The following is a 20,670-nucleotide window of genomic DNA, read 5'->3' as shown; positions in this document are numbered from 1 at the left end:
GAGTTAGAAATGAGAATCAAGAAAACAATTTTATACTTTTTGCTGATAATTCTTCTTAGTGTGTCTTTTGGGGGTTGTCAAAAGGCTGAAGAAAAACCAAAAGTTATCAGATTCGGGGCCGCACAACCCTTTACAGGCAATCTTGCTATGGAAGGGGATAAACACCAAAAAGGTTACGATTTATGGGCGGAGGAAACAAACAAAGCTGGCGGAATTACGGTAAACGGTGAAAAGTATCTGGTTGAAATTGTATATTATGATTACCAATCTGATACTGCTACAGCCGTTAAACTTGCTGAAAAATTGATTACTGAAGATAAGGTTGATTTTCTCCTTGGGCCGATGGGCTCTGGAGCCGCAAAAGCGGTAAGCGCAGTAACAGAAAAATATCAAATACCAATGGTCGCGCCTTCTGCCAGTTCAATTGAAGTGTTTACTGATGGATATAAGTTCATTTTTGGAATATTTACAGAAAACGCAACATTGGCGGAACCATTAACAGACCTTGCTCTTTCAAAAGGCGTCAAGAGCATAGCGATTGTTAGCCGTAACGACTTATTTCCTCTTTCAATTGCAAATGAACTAATCACATCTTGTGAGAAACGGGGAATCGAAGTTAACTATTTTGATCAATATGCAATCGGGACAACTGATTTTTCTGCAATGTTAATAGATGTTGCAAAAACAAGCCCTGATTGGCTATTTATGACAGGGTATGCAGAAGATGGGTTACAGTTTTTTAGACAGGTTAAAGAACTCGGAATTTCCACGAAAATGCAATCTATGGTTGCAGGAGCTGCATTTCGAGAGTTTGTAGAAGGTTTGGGGGAATCAAGTGAGTATGTTACAACTGCTTGTTGGTGGCATGAAGTCGTCACTTACGAAGGTACTGATGTATTTAAAACATCAAAGAACTTTGTTGATCTTTTTGAGAAAAAATATGGGTTTAAACCTGATTACCCCCATGCGGGTGCTGCAGTATCAGCTGTGGTTCTTGCCCAAGCTATCGAGAAAGCTAATTCACTGGATCCAATTAAAGTCCGTGAAGCTTTGGCTACTGAGACTTTTGAAACTTTCTTTGCACCTATTAAGTTTTCAGAAATTGGAATAGTTGATAGTTATATTCCCCCAGTTATGCAGATCTTGGATGGCAAACATTTAGTTCTCCTTCCAGAGGATATAAAGCAGTCCGAGTTTGTTTATCCAATACCCCCTTGGGATGAACGCTAAGAATCTAAATTAATAATTTGTTTAGCGTTTCGAGTAAAAGAAAAGGCAATCATGTCATTACAGGCTATAATAAGCGGTCTACTTTTAGGTGGAATATATGCTTTAGTTGCTTCTGGTTTTTCACTTGTAAATGGTGTAATGAAAATTATTAATTTTAGCCATGGCGCACTAATAATGCTAGGAGCATATTTAACTTATTGGATTACAGCAAACTATAGAATAGATCCTCTGTTAACGATCCCAATTTCAATGTTATTACTATTTGTGATTGGGTATGTAATTCAAAAGTACTTGTTAAATCTTATTGTCAGAGCTCCAACGTACATGACATTAATTTTTACATTTGGGCTTGATATGGTCATAGTAAATATCGCGTTACTTATTTGGACTGGAAAAATTCGTACAGTACTTGTTTCAAATGCAGGTGCAAGTATTTCTTTTTTTAGAACTGCAGTTCCAGTAACGAGACTGATTGCCTTTTTTATTTCTTTCATCGTCACAGGGTTTTTATATTTAGTAATGGAGAAAACAAAATTTGGTAAAGCAATAACGGCAGCCAGAATGGACCTTGATGCTGCGAGATTAGTGGGAGTTAATATACCAAACACATATGCTTTTACTTTTGGAATTGGGGCAGCACTAGCAGGAGCAGCCGGTTCTTTGTTATCAATGCTTGGACCAATTTCACCTAACTTAGGTGTTCTATATGCAGGTAAAGCATTCGCAATTTGTATTTTAGGCGGGACAGGAAGCATGGTCGGACCACTGGTTGGTGGCCTTATTATGGGCCTCCTTGAAACAATTGGGTCCATTTATTTAGGTGCTGGCTTAAAAGATGCAATACCTTTCGCCTTATTGATCATATTTTTAATAATCCGCCCACGAGGGTTATTTGGGAAAGAATATTATTAATTTGAAAGGATGATAAAATTGAATTTAATATTATTAAAAGATAAGCGCCGCATAATAACATTAACATTTTCTTTTGTAAGTATTCTATTTTTAGTTGTTTATCCTTTCATTTTTAAAGGTTATCTTGTTAGATTGGCAACTTCAATTATTATGTATGTTGCATTAAGTCAAATATGGAATATTCTTGGAGGCTTTGCGGGATATATAAACTTAGGTTTGGTTGGATTTATTGGAATTGGTGCTTATGCAACTGGCGTTTTTATGAATTTAGGGTTTAGTATTTATTTGTCAATTTTAATTGCTGGTACAATCTCAACAATAGTATCTTTATTCTTAGGGCCCCCAATTTTACGATTAAAATCCGGTTACTATTCAATTGCGACTTATGCTTTGGCTTTCGTTTTTAGAGAAATTTCCAATAATTTGAATGATATCACAGGCGGGGGAACTGGTTTAGCTTTACCGATCTCTGGTATGTCAATTCTTACAATGAATAGATATTTTTATTATAATATGCTGGTTCTTACAATTATTGTTACATTAATTTGTATAAGAATGTCAAAATCAAGCTTGGGTTATGGCCTTCATGCAATTAAAGAAGATGAAGATGCAGCAAAAGCTCTGGGAATTAATACAACAGCTTATAAATCAATTGGATTTACTATAAGTAGTTTTCTTTCCTCTGTAATTGGAGGTATGTACGCTTATTGGTTAACTTATATTGATCCAATTTCCGCATTTGATAGCAAAATGTCAGTTTTAGTTATTATAATGGCCATGGTCGGTGGAGCAGGTACTGTACTTGGTCCAATTATCGGTGGAGTTGCGATCTCTTTGGTTTCAGAATTATTATGGAGTAATTTTATTGAGTACCATACGGGTTTCCTTGGCATGGTATTAATCTTAACTGTAATTTTTCTTCCTCAGGGAGTAATGGATCTTTTTTTACATCGAAAAGAAAAATTGTCATTTAAAAATTTTGGCAAGACTATTCAAGAGAATTTAAAAAAATATCGAATTTAACGATGGATAAATATCATGGTATTACAAGTAATTAATTTAACCAAGAATTTTGGTGGACTTACTGCTGTTAACGATGTAAGTTTCTCTGTAAAGAAAGGTGAATTGTTGGGGATAATTGGGCCTAATGGATCCGGAAAAACAACATTAATTAACCTAATTAGTGGTACTATTCCTATAACCTCTGGTGAAATAATTTATCAAGGAAAAAAAATAAATAATCACCCCACATTTCAAAGAGCAAGAAAAGGAATTGCTCGAACTTTTCAAATTGTCAAACCTTTACGAAATTTAACCGTTGAAGATAATATCATGACAGCTGCTTTGTTTGGGAAATCAATAAAAAGTATTGGAAATGATATATTTTCATGCATGTCGACTCGACAGGCAAGGAAGGCATACGAGCATACGGAAAATATACTTCAGATTGTTGGATTAACAAAAAGTAATAATCAGCTTGCCAAAGACTTGACCCTTTCTGGACAAAAAAGGCTTGAAATCGGTCGAGCGTTAGCTATGAATCCACAGCTTCTTCTTCTTGATGAAGTGATGGCAGGATTAAATCATCAGGAAGTAATTGGTATGATGGATCTAGTGAAAAAAATTTGTAATGAAGGCGTCACAATAATTATGATCGAACACATTATGAAAGTAATTATGGGGATATCTAAACGGATAATCGTTATGGATTATGGTCGTATGATTGCATGCGGTGCTCCAGAAGACGTATCTCATGATCCTAAAGTTATTTCTGCATACCTTGGCTCTCGATTTGCAAAGAACAATAAGGAGCAGTAATAATTATGAACATTCTCAGTGTGCGTAATTTGAACTCTTATTATGGTTCTGCTCAAGCCTTGTTTGAAATATCACTAGATCTTTTTCAAAACGAAATTCTTTCATTAGTGGGGGCAAATGGGGCTGGAAAGTCTACTTTATTGAAAACAATATCTGGATTAATATTAAATCGGAGTGGCGATATTGTTCTCGATGGTAAGTCAATAATTTATGCTCCTGCCGATAAAATCGTCGGGTTGGGTATAGCACATGTTCCTGAGGGTCGTCGATTGTTTCCAGGCATGACTGTTATGGATAATTTATTGATGGGTGCTTATTTGCGAAAAAATAAAGAAGATATAAAAAAAGATTTAGAATATGTTTTTGAAATATTTCCACGATTAAAAGAAAGACGTAATCAATTGGCAGGAAAATTAAGTGGCGGCGAACAACAAATGTGCGCAATTGGTAGAGGAATAATGTCATCCCCGAAAATTTTGCTTATAGATGAGCTTTCTTTAGGTTTGGCCCCTAAAATAGTTGATGAATTAATAGAAATTGTTGCTGTGCTACGAAGACGTGGTATATCAATAGTTTTGGTTGAACAGGATGTGCAAATCGGTTTAGAAATTTCTGATCGTGCTTACGTAATCGAGCATGGTAAAATTGTAATGACCGGCTTGTCGAAAGATTTGTTAATAAATGAAAGCATACGAAAAGCATATTTAGGAATTTAATACTTTTATTTAGAAAGCACTTAATCATAATTTGATTCTTCACAGACATTATATGGATTGTATTTGGATTGAAGGAATTAATTAGAATATAATTAGATTTTTCAACTTCCTTACTATAAATTCGAGCTAGAAATACCGTTCGGTATTTATAATAAACACGTGAGCATGCTGCCAATCTTAAGGAAGAAGATCTTCTACTTCATAAAGGACAATAATTTTTCCAACGATTTGAACATAGAACAGCTGATCGGCAACAGGCGATATCTTATACCCTGTCTGTCCATTCAAATCATAAGCTACACAAAAATTGATTAGGATATTAATAATATTTTGCAACAATTTTTGCTTTATTGTTGCAAGGACGAGAAAGCTCGATTATGCAACCTTTTTTCTGTAAATTCGAGCCAGAAATATCCATTGCACTTTAATAATCGAATGACCTGGCAGCGCAATAACGTTTGCCGATTTGCCAATCCTCGCTAATCTCCATCAATCGAGCTGAGATTAGTCTCAAACAAGAAGCTTCGTTTGGAAATACACCTACGACTCTGGTTCTTCTATGATTTTCTCTATTTATCCTTTCCAGGTTGTTCGTGATTCTGATCGATCTTCGATGTTCAAGTGGAAAATCAAAGACGGTAAAACCTTCAGCCAGGTTTTCCTCCATCCAGGCAGACAGTCGTGTTGCAGAACGAGCATACTTTTCAATGATCACCTTGAGATACTGCTCTGCAGTCATTTTATCTGGCACATTGAATATTGCCCGGATATTAGCTGCTACCTCTTTCCGTAACGTTAAGGGTTTGCATTACTGAATAATCGGCTTCACCTCTCATAAATTGGAGGATTTAAAGAAAAAGCTATCGTTCACAGACTTTTTTCTGAGGATTGATTCAAATAATTAATTTCTTACTTTAATTCGTCAGGTAAAATGACTTGGAATTAATGAGAAACAAGCGCTGTCATTAAAATCGATTGCGCAAGCGATGCTTTCTTGTATTAATCACTTTCCTATGTAAGATAAAGCTGGTCAAAGGAGATGAACACAATGGATTTTGGAGAGCAAATCATGTCTATTCGGCTTGAAAACAATTTAACCCAGGAACAAATGGCCAGCAAGCTCAATGTGACCCGGCAGGCTGTTTCTAACTGGGAGGGCAATCGCAATCTTCCAGATATTGAAATGTTGATCACCATTTCTAACGTTTTTCATCTCTCACTTGATCAACTTATTCTTGGAGGTGAAAATATGAGCAATATCAAAGAAAAACTCATCAGAGATGGAAGTGAGACACGGCGCGCCAGGTTGAATTTGATCAGCATCGCCGTTGGGGCAGCGTTGCTATTGTTTGGCTTTATCCTGATCCTGATAAAGGGCGCTTCGGTAGAATATATTGATGAAGCCGGAATCCTGCATGAGAATTTTTTCTTGCTGCCGATGGGCTTCCTTTTTATATTTGGCGGATTGATAACGTTTTTTATCACCGGTTTTCGTCATCTGATCTTAAAACTTAAAAATAAAAAGATATAAAACAATAACATTGCCAGCTCGAATGGTAAAAATCATCGTCTTGATTAATTAGAACAACCCGATTCGCCGCGCGGACTTCTGAGTAGAATTTGTTGTTGAATTGATATTCAGCCGATTATTCCCATTTTTCATTTATAATCAGGGGTGAGGATACATTGCTTTTACGACCGATCCTCATCAAACAAGGAGCGCAATCATGAATTATGGAGAAATACTCTCAAAAGCCTGGAAAATCATCTGGAAAAATAAGATCTTATGGTTGTTTGGCATTCTGGCGGGTTGCAGTGCGTCTGGCGTGGGCGGCAGCAGCGGAGGATGGAGCAGCGCAGGCAGTAGTGGAACCAACACCACCATCAAACCCGACTCGCTAAATTTTCTGTGTTCTTCAACCCAAAAAGCATTAACCGATTTCGCCCAATTTATCGCTGGCATTGATGTTTGGGTGTGGATATTACTTGCCATCGGGTTGTTTGTGGTGGTGTTGATTCTGTCGGTGGTCCTTTTCCTGTTGGGCACCCTTGGTGAAACCGGCGTGATTGCCGGCGCCAGCATGGCGGATCAGGCTGACGAGGACGCACCGCCGCTTTCATTGCGCAAGATTTTTTCAGCATTAAAACCGCACTACTGGAAAGTGGTTTTGTTGAAATTAGGCTATACACTCGCCTCTTTGATCGTCACACTCTTCCTGATGGCTCCCATCCTGATATTGATGTTTTGCACCTGCTGTGTGGGTTTATTTTTGCTAATCCCGGTTGGCTGGTTTATTCAAACAATGCTGTTCTTGACCATCATTGCCATTGTTGAAGAGGGCTCAGGAATCTTCCCGGCTATTACCCGAGCATGGCGGATGATCACCGGCAACCTTCTGCGTGTGCTGATCATCTTCCTGATTCTCGGTATTGGCGGTGCGATTGTCGGGGTGTTGATCACCCTGCCACTTCTGATTGTTCCATTGCCTTTTGCGATCAACCTGGCAATTGTTGCCTCCGCCGGTTCAGGAACTCTGATCACGGGATTGGTCCTCAGCGTCTTGTTAGCGCTGGGCATTTTGCCGATTTTAATTTTCCTGGGTGGTGTATTACGCGCTTATCTTCTGTCCGCCTGGACGCTGGCATATCGCCGCTTGCCTGTGAATGAGGACCTCAAGCCAACATTGCTAAATGAAACACCGGTTGAGGATTAGCGCCAGGCATTCCTTGCCGAACACAAAACCCGAATAGTTATCGTTACCAAAAATCTTAAAAGGCTCTCCTGCCAGAGAAGCAAGGATTTCTCTGGCAGATTGCTTTCTCTAATGCGTGTTTTATCCTTAGAAACCAACCTTGTATTGCATGTTGGTTTTTTCCATATCATAGCATTATTGAACAAAAGGAACTGATGTCAGCTTTATCAAGAATTAATTTGACATTTAGATAAGGAGTCTTTATAATCGAAATAGAAACAATAACACACACCCAAAGAGAGTGAAAAATGAAAAGAAATCGGCAAAACCTTTTATTGTGTTTCCTTGTCGCGTCTATCCTCACGCTTTCCTGCAGGCTCCCTATAAGCGCGTTAAAAAATTAATCGATGGTGATTCACAAGGAACGACCCCGGATGTCCCCTCGAAGGCCCCCATTCCAATTGCTGTTGAACAGGACACGACTCTGGGTGGGCTGGAAGGTGAGCCTGCCCGGGTTCAAATTCCAGCAGGCGCCTTTATGACAGATGCTTCAGCGTCTATAAGCTATTCGGACACGCTACCGGCTTTACCGGAAGAAGGCTGGGTAGGGCTTGGAGCAACCCTGAATGTGGAGCTTGAAAGCGCGCAAACCCGTTCTGACCAACCCATGCAGGTGAGGATGAAATTTGATGCTGCCGGGATCAAGGAACCCGGCGAAGTTTTTGTTGGCTATTACAATGAACAGCATGGCTGGTACTTTTTTAAACCGGATTCGGTCGACCTGGATCAGGGTGTCTTGACCTTCACCACCTTCCATTTCAGCCAGCATGCCCCATTTTCAGCAGAAGAAGCCAAGCGGATAGAAAAATACCTGGAGCAAAAAGCCACCGAAACCTTTGTGAAAGAGACTACACTGGGAAAATCACAGGAAGAGGTGGAAGCAATGGTAAAAACAATCCTGGAGCAAGGTGCGGGAATAAAAGATAACCGGGTGCTGGAGATCATCACAAAGGGCGTTGTGGAACAAATGCCCTTTGGCAGTATCGCTGTTGCCATATATGATCATGATTCTGAAGAATTAACGCAATCCACACTGGAAGAAACTTTGAAAGTTCTTGGAAAATATGTCGCATCGGACGATAACCTGCTAAAAGAAATCACCAGCGACCAAGTAAAAAGCTTTGCAAATGACCTGACCAACAATGCAATACTGATCTCCGATTTAAAAAAATTTGCAAACCGGGTTGTTGAATTGTCCAATGAAGTCATCACTAACGTCTGGTTCAATCCTGAGCTTGAAAAAGCCTTCCAGGTCTATAAGAATGGTGCAGAAGGTGAATGGTTTGGCTATTCAGTAGATGCACAGGATTGGGACCAATTGTCTCCGCAAATGCGCGGTGTTTTTGCGAAAGTGCAATCGGATTATGTGTCCTCCTACTGTAACCGTCGTGGGATCGACCCTGACCAATTGAGCGAAGACGAAAGAAATGCGATTGCACGTAATGGTATGGAAGCATTAAAAGCACAATTTGATGAACGCCTTTCGAACCAGGAAAAGATTGATGAAATTAAGGATAAACAGGAAAAGCTGATCGAGTTGTTTGCAAATCAACAGCTCCTGATTCGGGATAGCGTGAATCCGATGTATGCCGGGCAAGAGGACCTTGAAACGCTGATGAATCGTTTGTTTCTGATGACTGAGAAAATTATGCGGGATACGGGCAGAACAGAGATTATCTTCCACTCCTTTGATGAGGACATTGATCGACCGGGCACCCAGATTTATGGTCAACAAATCGCACAATTGGCGCGGACATGGTATATTAACAGGGAAATAAGCCCCGAACAGGCTGAAAAAGCCTATCACCAGGCGCTCATCGATATGGGATTGATCGAAGATGAAAATTTGATCCATGGTGTTGAACCCCAGAAGGTCACCTGCACCGGTGATTATGTAATCACATTTACAAATGTCTATGACGATGGATCAACTCGCGTATGCTCATTTACGATTCCATTCTCCCTTGAATTTTGGAACGTTGGGGCTTTGGGCGGGGCTGAATATTCAGGGGCAAGTTATACCTGGTCATATGTGAATTTTCTATGGGATGATTGCAGTGTCGATAATTTGGGAGAGCGAGTTTCAACCGGTGAATTTTCCGGAGGACCTGACGGTCATGCAACCATTGGATGGGCAAACTTCAGTTTAAACTCAGGCGCGACCGCTTCCATTTCATTTAGTGATGAAGACGAAAATGTTTCAGGATCTTGCACCATTCTCAACACATCAGCCTTTTCAGGTTGGAAGTGACCCTAAAGGACGCCCTGATCGGAAAAACTCACGTTTCACTGACAGATCACCCTTTCTAATCTGTATTTTATTCTTAGTAACCAACCTGATGTTCCGGGTTGGTTTTTCTTTACCGATGCGTGTGCAAGCACAGGTAGGGGATACATTGATCGTCCTTCCGCCAGATACCTCCGACTTTCCCCTTCTTTCTACACAAATTAAACCCAAATTCTTCCCCCGAGCGGCGGTGACGCCGTTGCAAAGGGAAGCCCTGACCGTACTGGAAGATGGAAGGCGTGTTGAAGTCATCAGCTTGGAAAAGCGACGCGGCGGTGTGCACTTCACCCTGGCGATCAACGGCGATCGGCGCCTGGATGTACGTGATGTCAACGGCGAATCACCCTATCACCGCATTCAGTTGGCGTTTTCTGACTGGGCCCTGGGGCGTCGCTTAAGCTCAGAAGACACCCTTTCACTGGTGGTGCAGGAAGGTCCGCTGATTAGCAACAGCCATGACCGCCAGGCATGGGTAGAAACGCTGCAGAATTATCAACCCAATTTCCGTAGTATGACGCCCGACCTGGTCAGCCTTGAATTGGCATTGCGGCTGTCTGAAGAACGGGTTGTGCCCTTTGGGGTGGATAAAGCCCTGCTGTATATCACGCCCCCGCCGACACCCGAGGAAATCACTCCCTTATTGACCCTGGCTGAAACAGCCCGCACGGCTGAAATCCAGGTGTATGTGTGGATGCTGGGCGAAGAATTCTTTCTCAACAATGACCAGGGCAGGGCGTTGATTAACCTGGCAAACGCCACCGGCGGTGAGTTTTTTCATTTCACCGGCGTCGGCGCCCCTCCCGACCCGGAACGTTATTTTGAGGATATTGGCGTTTATTATGACCTGTCCTTTGTGTCCGGCATTCGCCAGGAGGGCACTTATGCCATCCGTGTTGAAACCGCGGACGGCGCTCTACACGGCGAGAGCAGCGAATTTTATCTCAATGTCCACGCGCCCAAGCCGATTTTAATCAGCCCGCCGGCGACGATCACCCGCTCGGCACCCCAAAATTGGGATGAGAATCTTGAATCTCTCCTTCCCAGGAGTGTGGCGATTGAATTCATGCTGGAGTTCCCTGATGGTTATCCGCGTGATTTGAGTTTCAGCCGTTTGTTCGTGGATGGGCAGATGGTGGATGAGCGCACTGAAGCGCCGTTTGAGCTTCTGACCTGGGATCTATCCGCTGTGGAGAAAACTGGCGAATACGTCATCCAGGTGGGGGTGGAAGATACCCTTGGACTTTCTGGTGAGACAATCCTGACCCCGATCCGGGTTGAGCTGAGCTTGCCCGAAACTGAACCCCCGCAGCCGGTTCAACGCATTGGTCTGATCCTTGTTTGGGTGGTATTGGCTGGGGCAGCCTTGATTTTAGTTGTTTGGGGAGTGCTCAATTTTTTCCGCTCGGCGTTTGTGCAGCGCTTATTTAATAAGCTGTTTTCATCCAGGTCGATATCTACTGCTGAGAAATCACCTGAGACAGGAGATCAGGGCGGTCCCTTCGCCACCTTGCTGCCCCTGGAGAGCGGAATTTCAGGCTGGAAACAGGCTGCCATTCAGATTATGCAGGCGCGCACGGTCATCGGCAGCGACCCGGAGCGCGCCAGCCTGCTCCTTAGCGGGGATACTATTGATGGATTGCACGCACGCTTGCAGGTTGAACAGGGCACCTTCTGGCTGATGGATTGCGGATCCAGGTGCGGAACCTGGATAAACTACAACCCGATTGGCAATCAGCCGGTCGAATTGCATCCTGGCGACCTGATTCACATTGGCTCGGCGGGATTTCGGTTTACAATCATGGATATGGAATCACCACCCGGTGCCACGATTGAAAAATACAAACTGGAATGATGACCAATCTTAATCAAGCCCACCTGGATATTGCTGCTGCCAGTCACCCTGGCCTGGTTGGCAAAAATAATGAAGACCGTTACGGCGTATCAGCATTTATGACCGGCGCCGGGGGAAAGGTCCCGGCATTGTTAGCCGTTCTGTGCGATGGGATCGGTGGACATCGCGCCGGTGAGATCGCCGCACAACTGGGTGTGACAACCGTTACCGAGGTCATCACAGCCAGTGATGGGCTTCAGCCGCTAGAAACCCTGGAAAATGCCATCCAACGCGCCAATCATGCCATCTTTGAGGCTTCTCTTTCAGTGCAGGGGCATAGGGGCATGGGCACGACCTGTGTCTGTGCCTGGGTGATCGCCGACAGACTATATACCTCGAACCTGGGCGATTCACGAATTTACCTGCTGCGCGGGGAGCACATCTTGCAGCTTACGACGGATCACACCTGGTTGCAAGAAGCCTATGATGCTGGGATCATCAGCGATGCACACGGCGAGGAGCACCCAAACGCGCATGTCATCCGCCGTTATTTGGGCTCCGCCAGGGACCCGCAGCCTGATTTCCGCTTGTGGTTTTTTGACGGTGAAAGCGACGCGCAGGCGATCGAGAACCAGGGCTTGCCGCTCGAAGCGGGAGATACTCTGCTGTTATGCAGTGACGGTCTGACGGATCTCGTCTCTGATCATGAGATTCAGCGCCTGGTCAAGTCGACTCCGTTGGAACGCACACCTGCTGCGCTGATTGACCTGGCAAATGCGCGCGGCGGGCATGATAACACGACTGTTGTCCTGCTCAGGGTTCCTGGAGAGCGGGATCAACCGGTGAATCGCGCTCGCAAGGGTCTAATCCTGCGAGGCTGTGTGGTCGGGCTGGTTCTGATAAGTTTGCTGGCCCTGGCGGTTTATTTTGGTCTGCGCTGGCAAACCGCGCGTTTTGATTTGCAGGCGTCGCCAACGTCGGTTGTAACCCGTGTACTTTTCACCCAGGAGCCAGGGACGCCTCCTGCTGCTGAAACGGCACCGGCTGTGATTGAAGCCAGCCCTTCGCCAGTGCGAGAGCAAGGTCCGACCCTGACGCCCTGGCCGACTCATACTCTACAAAGCGAGTAACCTGCGCCTGCCTTTGAATACGTTTCTGTTGATGCAGCTTGTGAGAATGTTGTGAGAGCCGATGAGATTTTAACTGCAACACAGTCCGGTAAGTGATTGCATCTTCAGTCGTGAAAGGTATGATTAAGTTTCGGCTGGTAGAAATCGGCTATTAGTGTTAGAATTTGTAACCTGGAGGGATGGCCGAGTGGTTTAAGGCGCCTGTCTTGAAAACAGGTGTGGGTTTACGCCCACCGTGGGTTCGAATCCCTCTCCCTCCGCCTGGAAGTTTGAGGGTAAAATAAACAATTGAAGCTTGGGGAGGTGCCAGAGTGGTTGATTGGGGCCGCCTGCTAAGTGGTTGTTGGGTTTGTAGCTCAACCGGGGGTTCGAATCCCCCCCTCCCCGCTGAAGGATCTGGCTTGCAATGGAAATTTGCAAGCCTGTTTTTTAACGGCTGGTTATCTAATCCCCCGGGGGTCTCACCGCAACCAAAGACCCCAAGGGTTTGCGTTGGATCTTCGCCTATCTGGCATTCAAACCCCGGGGGTCTAACTGAACTAAAGACCCCCGGGGTTTACGTTGAATCTTCACCTACCTGGCATTCAAACCCTGGGGGTCTAACCACAAACAAGACCTCCGGAGGTATGCGTTGCATCTTCACCTGCCTGGCATTCAAACCACGGGGATCTCACCGCAACCAAAGACCCCCGGGGTTTTATGTTGAATCGTCACCTACCTGGCATTCAAACCCCAGGGGTCTGACCACAAACTAGACCCCCGGGGTTTTTGTTTATTCTTTACCTACCTGGCTTTCAAATCCCGAGGGTCTCACCACAACCAATATCCCCGGGGTTTACATTAAACCTTCACCTGCATGGCATTCAAATCCCGGGGGTCTAACCGCACCAAAGACCCCTATTTCCTAATCCCTGCTACCTGATTCCTAATTACCTGATTCCTGAATTCCAAATTCCTATTCACCATTCACCATTCACCATCCACCTAATGTGATTTAAGTCATATTTTCAATTGTGTCCTCCATGTTAGAATTAAGCCGTAAACACATTTGATACAAGGAGACGACCAACTATGAAAGATGCAATGTTCTGTTTCCAGTGCCAGGAAACGATGCGCAATACAGGCTGTACTTCGCGGGGCGTGTGCGGAAAGCCCGCCGATGTAGCCAACCTGCAGGATCTATTGATCTATTTGCTTAAAGGCATCGCCTTTTGGGGCACCCGCGCCCGGGGCATGGGCGTAATCCACGAAGACACCAATCTCTTCGTTGCCCAGGCTCTGTTTGCCACCATCACCAATGCCAATTTCGACCCCGACCGGTTTGTTGACTACATCCGTGAAGCCATTCAGCGTCGTGAGGCACTGCGTGCAGAAGCTCAGGCGCGTTGTGAGGAACTGCACGGCAATCCCTGCACGGGCAACGGTCCCGATTGGGCTGGCTGGCAGCCGGAGTCCTACGAGATCGAAGTTTTACTGGAAAAAGCCACCCAGGTTGGCGTGATGGCAGATGAGACTTTGAATGAAGACATCCGCTCGCTGCGCGAACTGATCACCTACGGGTTAAAAGGCATGTCAGCCTATATTGACCACGCCTACGTGCTTGATGAAACCGATTCAGACCTGCTGCACTTCATTCAAGAGATGCTGGAAGCCACCACCAACGACAAGCTGACCGTCGAGGAACTGACCGACCTGGTTCTCAAAACCGGGGAAATGGGTCTGCGCGCCATGGCCTTGCTGGATCAAGCCAACACCAACACCTATGGTCACCCCGAACCCACACAGGTCTATTTGGGTGTGCGTCCAGGACCGGGCATCCTGGTCAGCGGCCATGATTTGCGTGACCTGGACGAATTACTCCAGCAGACCGAAGGCAGCGGTGTGAATGTCTACACCCATGGCGAGATGCTGCCCGCCCAGGCTTACCCGGCGTTTAAGAAGTACCCCCACTTTGCTGGCAATTATGGCAGTTCATGGTTTCATCAACGCGAAGAATTCGACACCTTTAACGGCCCGATCCTGATGACCACCAACTGCATTGTCACAGCCAAAGACAGCTATCTCGGTCGACTCTTTACCACCGGCCAGGCTGGATATCCCGGCGCCACCCATATCCCGGACCGCAAGGCTGGCGAACAAAAAGATTTCTCAGCGCTGATCGAGCTGGCGAAAACCTGTGCGGATCCGCAACCGCTGGAAGATATCACCATCACCACCGGCTATGCCCGCAACACCGTCCTGGCTCATGCCGGCGCGATCGTCGACGCGGTTAAAGCCGGCGACATTCAGCGTTTTGTAGTCATGGGGGGCTGTGACGGACGACATAAAACCCGGCAATATTACACCGATGTTGCTGAAACCTTGCCAGATAACACCGTGATCCTGACCGCCGGGTGTGCCAAGTATCGCTACAATAAGCTCGACCTGGGCGAGATCAACGGCATCCCGCGCATCTTGGATGCCGGGCAGTGCAACGACTCCTATTCGTTGATCCGCACGGCGCAGGCGCTGGCTGAAGCCTTCGAAGTTGACGATGTCAACGACCTGCCAATCTCGTACGACATTGCCTGGTATGAGCAGAAAGCGGTCATCGTGCTGCTGGCGCTGCTCTACCTGGGCATCCGCAAGATCCGCCTGGGTCCCACACTGCCTGCGTTCCTGTCGCCAAACGTGATCGATGTGCTGGTGAAGAACTTCAACCTGATGACGATCGGCACTGTTGAAGAAGACGTAGCGGCGATGATGGCCGGGAATTAATCATCAATTTTTAAGCCATTCGCAGGGTGCATACCGGGCAGAGAATCTGCGCACTCTGCGAATGGAAAATTTAGGAAAGTTAATTTTTCAAATGATTGAAGAAATTTTTACTCTAGCGCGGGGACCAGAACGAACCGTGGAGAAGGTGGTCCAGGATGACAACGTGGATTATATCCACATGCTGTTCAACAAAGACGAAGGCCTACCGCCGCATTACTCAAACTCCAATGTGTATATGACAGTTTTGCAGGGCACCCTCACCATCGGTTTAAACGACCAGGACGATCACTTTTACCCGGCAGGCACGCTGTTAAAAATCCCCTACCAAACAAAAATGAACGTCAGGAATACCCACGAAGATTTGCTGGAATTGCTGGTGATCAAAGCCCCCGCACCGAAAAACTATCCCCGTGATTAAAACCTTCAGGGAAAAATTAAAGGGATCAGGTTATAAGTTTTTTACAATGCTTAACCTGATCCCTGGCTTTATGTAGCCTGTTGTTTAAATCAGTTGACCCTTGCTGTTCCACATAAAAAAATTGGCGACATACATTTGCTTGAAGAGGAAGTATAATGCTTCCATCAAGTTTAGCTCTTACCGATCAGAAATATGAGTGAACAACCATCTGCACCCCACGAATTAGCCTCACCCCTGGCACGCTTGTTCCACATCGCCAGGCAACAGGGATACCTGACCTATGATGATATCCTGGCGGTTATGCCCGAGCCTGACCAGGACCTGGACCAACTTGACCGGCTCTACGCCGCCTTATTGGCTGCAGGCATACCGTATGGCGATGCAAGCGCGTTTGACGAGGGAGCCAAATAGGGTCATCGCCGTTGGTCGAAGTTCGCTGATGGGTTTTACCTTTGATGAAAGAGGCTTTGGCGTCTGAAAGGCTGCTGCAGGGGGTTTTGCCTGTGACGGTAATTTTTTAAAGCCGTTTCCAACTTCTTTCATTAATCAATTTGCTATCATTTTGGGTAACGCATTGGTAGCAAATTGGGTTTTTTAAGGCCCTCTTATTTTTTTCAGCAGATCAGGCGACAAAAATGCAGGGATGGGTTTTTCTGGGTATAATCTAATTTTAGTGATTGTCCAATCGGGTCTGCGGTTCATTTTTAGTCTGCAGCTACCACATCATAGATTAAGGAGAAAACATGATCGTTACAACCAAGAAACTATTTGAAGCTGCTTATGGCAAGTATGCCATTGGCGCCTATAATATCAACAACCTGGAGCAAACCATAGGCTTGTTCCGCGGCAACCTGCGCTCGCAGGCGCCCTTTATCATCCAGATCAGCAAGGGTGCTCGTGCGTACTCCGACAAAGTATTTCTGGAAGGTTTGATCCGCAGCGCAGACGAGGTCTTCCCGGAAGCCATCTTTGCTGTGCATCTTGACCATGGCGATGAAGAGACAGCCATGGACTGCATCGAGTCAGGCTTTTACAGCTCGGTGATGATCGATGCCAGCCACGAGGATTTTGAGACCAATATCGCCATCACCCGGCGCGTGGTCGACGCTGCCCATGCCCGGGGCATCGTGGTTGAAGCTGAACTGGGTCAGTTAGGCGGCGTGGAAGAGCATGTCCAGGTGGCAGAGGCAGATGCCAAACTCACCGATCCCAAACAGGCTCGCGAGTTCGTGGAACGCACCGGCTGTGATTCCCTGGCTGTGGCGATTGGCACCAGCCACGGCGCGTTCAAGTTCTCCGGTACGCAATCGCTGCATTTTGACGTGCTGGCGGATATCCAGAAAGAGCTGCCCGGCTTTCCGCTGGTCTTGCACGGAACCAGTTCTGTGCCCCAGGATGAGGTCGCCCGTATCAACGCGGCTGGCGGCAAGCTGGAAGGCGCAAAAGGCGTCGATGCCAGCCAGTTCAAACAAGCCGCAAAACTGGGCGTGACCAAGATCAATATCGACACCGACGGTCGCCTGGTGTGGACGCGCGTACACCGCGAAGTCTTCCGCGATCACCCCGAAGTGTTTGACCTGCGCAACCCTGGCAAAATCTTCATAGAAGAATATGCGAAATACATCGCCGAAAAGAACGCATACCTGGGCAGCGCAGGCCAGCTCCCTGCTGTGCGCGCCCTGCTTGGCTGAAAAGAGCGGCGATGAAACCCATTGAAATACGCCCGGGCATCTACTGGGTTGGTGTGAATGATCGCGTCACCGATTTATTTGAGGGGTTATGGCCAATCAGCCAGGTTGGAGTTTCCTACAACGCCTACCTGGTCAAAGACGAAAAGACCGCCCTGATCGACCTTTCTAAAGAAATGCTCAGCGATGATTACCTGAGTCAACTGTCTGCCGTCGTTGACCTGGCTTCGGTTGACTATGTGGTCATCAACCATATGGAGCCCGATCACAGCGGCGCATTAAAGCGGATGCTGGAGTTTGCCCCAAACGCACAAATTTTGGGGATGCCGAAGGCGATTGACATGCTGAAAGATTTCTATGGGCTGGAAGAAAATACCACCCGGCTCTCCAATAACCAGGAACTTTCCCTCGGAAAGTACACCCTGCGCTTTGTCTATACGCCCTTAGTGCACTGGCCGGAAACCATGATGACCTACCTGGTGGAAGAAGGCATCCTGTTTTCCTGCGATGGTTTTGGCGGATATGGCGCGCTGGACGGGGGCGTGTTTGACGATGATTACGCCGACCTGGCTTTCTTTGAAACCGAGGCGCTGCGGTATTTTTCCAATATTGTGGCTGCCTTCAGCAAATCGGTGCTGAGCGCGTTGAAAAAATTCGTCGACATGCCAATCCGCATGATTGCCCCCTCCCACGGGCTGATCTGGCGGGCTGATCCCGCGCGCATCATCGATCTGTACCGCACCTGGTCGGAATACCATCTTAATCCGGCTGAGGTGGGTATCACGATATTGTTCGGCACCATGTACCGCAACACCGAACACGCCCTCAACGCTGCCCTCCAGGGGATCGCCGCGCAGGGCGTGCCGGTCAGCGTGCACGATGTGCGCAAAACCCACGTCAGCTATATCCTCCCCGACCTGTGGACTCAACGCGGCGTGCTGGTGGCTGCCCCAACCTACGAGGGCAAGCTGTTCCCAACCGCCATGGACGTGCTGATGATGGCTGATCGCAAGCACATAGCGAACAAAACGCCAGCCTACCTGGGCAGCAAAGCCTGGAGCGGCGGCGCACAGGCTGATTTTGCCCGCATCGCTGAAAAACTGGGTTGGCAGGTCCTCAACAGCATGGATTTCCTGGGCGGACCCACACAGGAAGACCTGGTTCGGGCACGGGAAATTGGCTCACAACTGGCGCGGGCTGTCAAATCGACCGCTTAATATCTTCCATTAATAATATTTGGTTTGGTGGCACGGCATGCTGTGCCACCAAATGATCGTTGATCATAGAAATCATCCCACGGAGTTCAACATGACTGCAGAGCACACGCCCAAACGTTCAAACTTTATCACCGACATTATCGACGAACACCTGGAAAACGGCCGCTTTGACCGCGTCCACACCCGCTTCCCGCCGGAGCCCAACGGCTACCTGCACATCGGGCACGCCAAATCGATTTGCCTTAATTTTGGCATCGCCCAGGATTATGGCGGTCTGACCAACCTGCGCTTTGACGATACCAACCCGATTACCGAAGAAGTGGAATATGTGGAATCGATCCAGGCTGATATCCGCTGGCTGGGCTTCGACTGGGATGACCGCCTGTACTTTGCCTCAGATTACTTTGGACAGCTGTATGAATACGCCCTGCAGCTTATCCGCCAGGGCAGCGCTTACGTGTGCGACCTGACCGCCGAGGAATTGCGCGAATACCGCGGCACCCTCACCGAACCCGGCAGGAACAGCCCCTACCGCGAGCGTTCGATCGAAGAAAACCTGGACCTGTTCCAGCGCATGAAAGCCGGCGAATTCCCCGACGGCTCGCGCACCCTGCGCGCTAAAATCGACATGCGCTCGCCCAACCTGAACCTGCGCGACCCCGTGCTGTACCGCATCCTGCACGCCCACCATCACCGCACCGGCGACGAGTGGTGTATCTACCCGATGTACGATTACGCCCACGCCCTCTCGGATTCGATTGAGGGCATCACCCATTCGATCTGCACGCTGGAATTTGAAGATCACCGCCCGCTGTATGACTGGTGCCTGGACGAGCTGGGCATCTTTCACAGCCAGCAAATTGAGTTTGCCCGCCTGAACCTGACCTACACCGTGATGAGCAAGCGCAGGCTGCTGCAACTGGTGCGGGAAGGCTACGTCAGCGGCTGGGATGACCCGCGCATGCCCACGCTTTCCGGCATGCGGCGGCGCGGCTACACCCCTGAGGCGATCCGCACCTTTGCGGAGACCGTCGGCGTCGCCAAGGCTCACAGTGTCATTGACATGGAACTGCTGGAGCACGTCCTGCGTGATGACCTGAACGCCCGCTCGCCACGGGTGATGGCGGTGGTGGAACCGCTGAAGGTGATCATCGAGAACTACCCTGAAGATCAGGAAGAGCATTTTGAGATCCCCTACTTCCCTGCCGACCCGGAAAACAGCCCCTCACGGGCGGTTCCTTTCAGCAGGGAGCTGTATATCGAGCGCTCGGATTTCATGGAAGACCCGCCCGGCAAGTTCTATCGCCTGGCGCCGGGACGCGAAGTGCGCCTGATGAACGCTTACTACATCACCTGCACCGGCGTGGTTAAGGATAAGAACGGTGAGGTTATCGAATTGCACTGCACCTACGACCCCGAATCGCGCGGCGGCATGTCGCCCGATGGACGCAAGGTGCGCGGCACGCTGCACTGGGTCTCCGCCCGGCACGCGCTTGACGCCGAACTGCGCCTGTATGACGTGCTGTTTACCCTGCCCAACCCCTATGACGTGCCCGATGGCGGCGATTTTAAGGACAATATCAACCCGGATTCGCTGCAGGTGGTCAGGGACGCCAAACTGGAGCCCGGGCTGGCATCTGCGGTGGTGGGTGAGTCCTACCAGTTCATGCGCCAGGGTTACTTCTGCCTGGACTCGGTGGATACACGCGCCGACGCGCCGGTCTTCAACCGCACCATCTCGCTGGTGGATACCTGGGCGAAGATGCAAAAATAGCGATTAATCCATCGCCAATATGGTATAATGTTCACTCACGCCGGGCCCGTAGCTCAGCGGCAGAGCAGGCGGCTCATAACCGCTTGGTCGTAGGTTCGAATCCTACCGGGCCCATGCTGATTTCAATATGATTTTGTAA

The 20,670-nt window shown here is 47.4% G+C and carries 16 protein-coding genes, 3 tRNA genes and 1 pseudogene; 19 read left to right on the top strand and 1 reads right to left on the bottom strand.

Features of this window, described 5'->3' with window-relative positions; all coding sequences use genetic code 11:
* Positions 1–9 precede the first annotated feature (9 nt).
* From CFX1CAM_RS02135 to CFX1CAM_RS02115, 5 genes are read left to right on the top strand one after another with little or no spacing between them, the layout of a single operon-like run.
* Entirely contained in the window at positions 10–1,230 is a 1,221-nt protein-coding gene (locus tag CFX1CAM_RS02135) for an amino acid ABC transporter substrate-binding protein (RefSeq protein ID WP_087861426.1), read from the top strand.
* Positions 1,231–1,281: 51 nt separating this feature from the next.
* Complete coding sequence (locus CFX1CAM_RS02130) at positions 1,282–2,142, top strand: branched-chain amino acid ABC transporter permease (RefSeq protein WP_087861425.1); 861 nt, start codon at positions 1,282–1,284, stop codon at positions 2,140–2,142.
* A gap of 18 nt (positions 2,143–2,160) precedes the next feature.
* On the top strand, positions 2,161–3,165 hold the full coding sequence (locus tag CFX1CAM_RS02125; RefSeq protein WP_157891648.1) for a branched-chain amino acid ABC transporter permease: 1,005 nt from the start codon (positions 2,161–2,163) through the stop codon (positions 3,163–3,165).
* 15 nt (positions 3,166–3,180) lie between these two features.
* On the top strand, positions 3,181–3,960 hold the full coding sequence (locus CFX1CAM_RS02120) for an ABC transporter ATP-binding protein (protein ID WP_087861423.1): 780 nt from the start codon (positions 3,181–3,183) through the stop codon (positions 3,958–3,960).
* An 11-nt stretch (positions 3,961–3,971) separates the two neighbouring features.
* Positions 3,972–4,676, top strand: coding sequence for an ABC transporter ATP-binding protein (locus CFX1CAM_RS02115; RefSeq protein ID WP_173745464.1), 705 nt, complete (start codon positions 3,972–3,974; stop codon positions 4,674–4,676).
* 424 nt (positions 4,677–5,100) lie between these two features.
* Here the strand turns inward: CFX1CAM_RS02115 and CFX1CAM_RS02110 are convergent.
* Positions 5,101–5,472: pseudogene (locus tag CFX1CAM_RS02110) on the bottom strand (transposase); the annotation flags it as partial.
* Between the two features lie 252 nt (positions 5,473–5,724).
* On the opposite strand from CFX1CAM_RS02110, the gene CFX1CAM_RS02105 reads away from it, so the two are divergent.
* The 14 genes from CFX1CAM_RS02105 (at position 5,725) to CFX1CAM_RS02040 (ending at position 20,645) form a co-directional block, all read left to right on the top strand.
* Positions 5,725–6,207, top strand: coding sequence for a DUF3955 domain-containing protein (locus CFX1CAM_RS02105; RefSeq protein ID WP_087861420.1), 483 nt, complete (start codon positions 5,725–5,727; stop codon positions 6,205–6,207).
* Between the two features lie 196 nt (positions 6,208–6,403).
* Positions 6,404–7,390, top strand: coding sequence for a hypothetical protein (locus CFX1CAM_RS02100; RefSeq protein ID WP_087861419.1), 987 nt, complete (start codon positions 6,404–6,406; stop codon positions 7,388–7,390).
* Positions 7,391–7,670: 280 nt separating this feature from the next.
* Complete coding sequence (locus CFX1CAM_RS02095) at positions 7,671–9,680, top strand: hypothetical protein (protein WP_087861418.1); 2,010 nt, start codon at positions 7,671–7,673, stop codon at positions 9,678–9,680.
* Positions 9,681–9,795: 115 nt separating this feature from the next.
* A complete protein-coding gene (locus CFX1CAM_RS02090; protein ID WP_157891646.1) occupies positions 9,796–11,568 on the top strand; it encodes an FHA domain-containing protein in 1,773 nt (590 codons plus the stop codon).
* On the top strand, positions 11,568–12,677 hold the full coding sequence (locus CFX1CAM_RS02085; RefSeq protein ID WP_157891645.1) for a PP2C family protein-serine/threonine phosphatase: 1,110 nt from the start codon (positions 11,568–11,570) through the stop codon (positions 12,675–12,677). Before CFX1CAM_RS02090 ends, CFX1CAM_RS02085 begins: the two co-directional genes overlap by 1 nt.
* A 173-nt stretch (positions 12,678–12,850) precedes the next feature.
* Positions 12,851–12,937: transfer RNA gene (locus CFX1CAM_RS02080), tRNA-Ser, on the top strand.
* A 37-nt stretch (positions 12,938–12,974) separates the two neighbouring features.
* A tRNA-Ser gene (locus tag CFX1CAM_RS02075) sits at positions 12,975–13,064 on the top strand.
* A gap of 684 nt (positions 13,065–13,748) precedes the next feature.
* Entirely contained in the window at positions 13,749–15,434 is a 1,686-nt protein-coding gene (gene hcp, locus CFX1CAM_RS02070; protein ID WP_197687148.1) for a hydroxylamine reductase, read from the top strand.
* 91 nt (positions 15,435–15,525) lie between these two features.
* The gene (locus CFX1CAM_RS02065; protein WP_087863210.1) at positions 15,526–15,852 is read left to right on the top strand and encodes a cupin domain-containing protein; all 327 of its coding nucleotides are present in this window, start codon (positions 15,526–15,528) and stop codon (positions 15,850–15,852) included.
* A 192-nt stretch (positions 15,853–16,044) separates the two neighbouring features.
* Positions 16,045–16,263 (top strand): RNA polymerase sigma factor region1.1 domain-containing protein, encoded by a 219-nt coding sequence (locus CFX1CAM_RS02060; RefSeq protein WP_087861415.1) that lies wholly within the window; start codon positions 16,045–16,047, stop codon positions 16,261–16,263.
* Positions 16,264–16,595: 332 nt separating this feature from the next.
* Positions 16,596–17,543 carry a class II fructose-bisphosphate aldolase gene (locus tag CFX1CAM_RS02055; RefSeq protein WP_087861414.1) on the top strand — a complete coding sequence of 316 codons (948 nt, stop codon included), beginning with the start codon at positions 16,596–16,598 and terminating at the stop codon, positions 17,541–17,543.
* Between the two features lie 11 nt (positions 17,544–17,554).
* Positions 17,555–18,757 (top strand): FprA family A-type flavoprotein, encoded by a 1,203-nt coding sequence (locus CFX1CAM_RS02050; protein WP_087861413.1) that lies wholly within the window; start codon positions 17,555–17,557, stop codon positions 18,755–18,757.
* A 91-nt stretch (positions 18,758–18,848) separates the two neighbouring features.
* Positions 18,849–20,531: a glutamine--tRNA ligase/YqeY domain fusion protein gene (locus CFX1CAM_RS02045; protein ID WP_087861412.1), complete on the top strand. Its 1,683-nt coding sequence runs from the start codon at positions 18,849–18,851 to the stop codon at positions 20,529–20,531.
* A 42-nt stretch (positions 20,532–20,573) separates the two neighbouring features.
* Positions 20,574–20,645, top strand: a tRNA-Ile gene (locus CFX1CAM_RS02040).
* Positions 20,646–20,670: the final 25 nt, after the last annotated feature.

This window comes from Brevefilum fermentans (assembly GCF_900184705.1).
In the GTDB taxonomy this organism is placed as follows: Bacteria; Chloroflexota; Anaerolineae; order Anaerolineales; family Anaerolineaceae; genus Brevifilum; species Brevifilum fermentans.
Note: the sequence above shows the minus strand (reverse complement) of the source record. Positions and strands in the feature narration are given on the sequence as shown.

What these genes read in the sequence shown, in the direction of transcription:
- CFX1CAM_RS02135 (WP_087861426.1), top strand. Translation starts at nt 10, where the DNA reads ATGAGAATCAAGAAAACAATTTTATACTTTTTGCTGATAATTCTTCTT.
- CFX1CAM_RS02130 (WP_087861425.1), top strand. Translation starts at nt 1,282, where the DNA reads ATGTCATTACAGGCTATAATAAGCGGTCTACTTTTAGGTGGAATATAT.
- CFX1CAM_RS02120 (WP_087861423.1), top strand. Translation starts at nt 3,181, where the DNA reads ATGGTATTACAAGTAATTAATTTAACCAAGAATTTTGGTGGACTTACT.
- CFX1CAM_RS02105 (WP_087861420.1), top strand. Translation starts at nt 5,725, where the DNA reads ATGGATTTTGGAGAGCAAATCATGTCTATTCGGCTTGAAAACAATTTA.
- CFX1CAM_RS02100 (WP_087861419.1), top strand. Translation starts at nt 6,404, where the DNA reads ATGAATTATGGAGAAATACTCTCAAAAGCCTGGAAAATCATCTGGAAA.
- CFX1CAM_RS02090 (WP_157891646.1), top strand. Translation starts at nt 9,796, where the DNA reads ATGCGTGTGCAAGCACAGGTAGGGGATACATTGATCGTCCTTCCGCCA.
- CFX1CAM_RS02085 (WP_157891645.1), top strand. Translation starts at nt 11,568, where the DNA reads ATGACCAATCTTAATCAAGCCCACCTGGATATTGCTGCTGCCAGTCAC.
- hcp (WP_197687148.1), top strand. Translation starts at nt 13,749, where the DNA reads ATGAAAGATGCAATGTTCTGTTTCCAGTGCCAGGAAACGATGCGCAAT.
- CFX1CAM_RS02065 (WP_087863210.1), top strand. Translation starts at nt 15,526, where the DNA reads ATGATTGAAGAAATTTTTACTCTAGCGCGGGGACCAGAACGAACCGTG.
- CFX1CAM_RS02060 (WP_087861415.1), top strand. Translation starts at nt 16,045, where the DNA reads ATGAGTGAACAACCATCTGCACCCCACGAATTAGCCTCACCCCTGGCA.
- CFX1CAM_RS02055 (WP_087861414.1), top strand. Translation starts at nt 16,596, where the DNA reads ATGATCGTTACAACCAAGAAACTATTTGAAGCTGCTTATGGCAAGTAT.
- CFX1CAM_RS02050 (WP_087861413.1), top strand. Translation starts at nt 17,555, where the DNA reads ATGAAACCCATTGAAATACGCCCGGGCATCTACTGGGTTGGTGTGAAT.
- CFX1CAM_RS02045 (WP_087861412.1), top strand. Translation starts at nt 18,849, where the DNA reads ATGACTGCAGAGCACACGCCCAAACGTTCAAACTTTATCACCGACATT.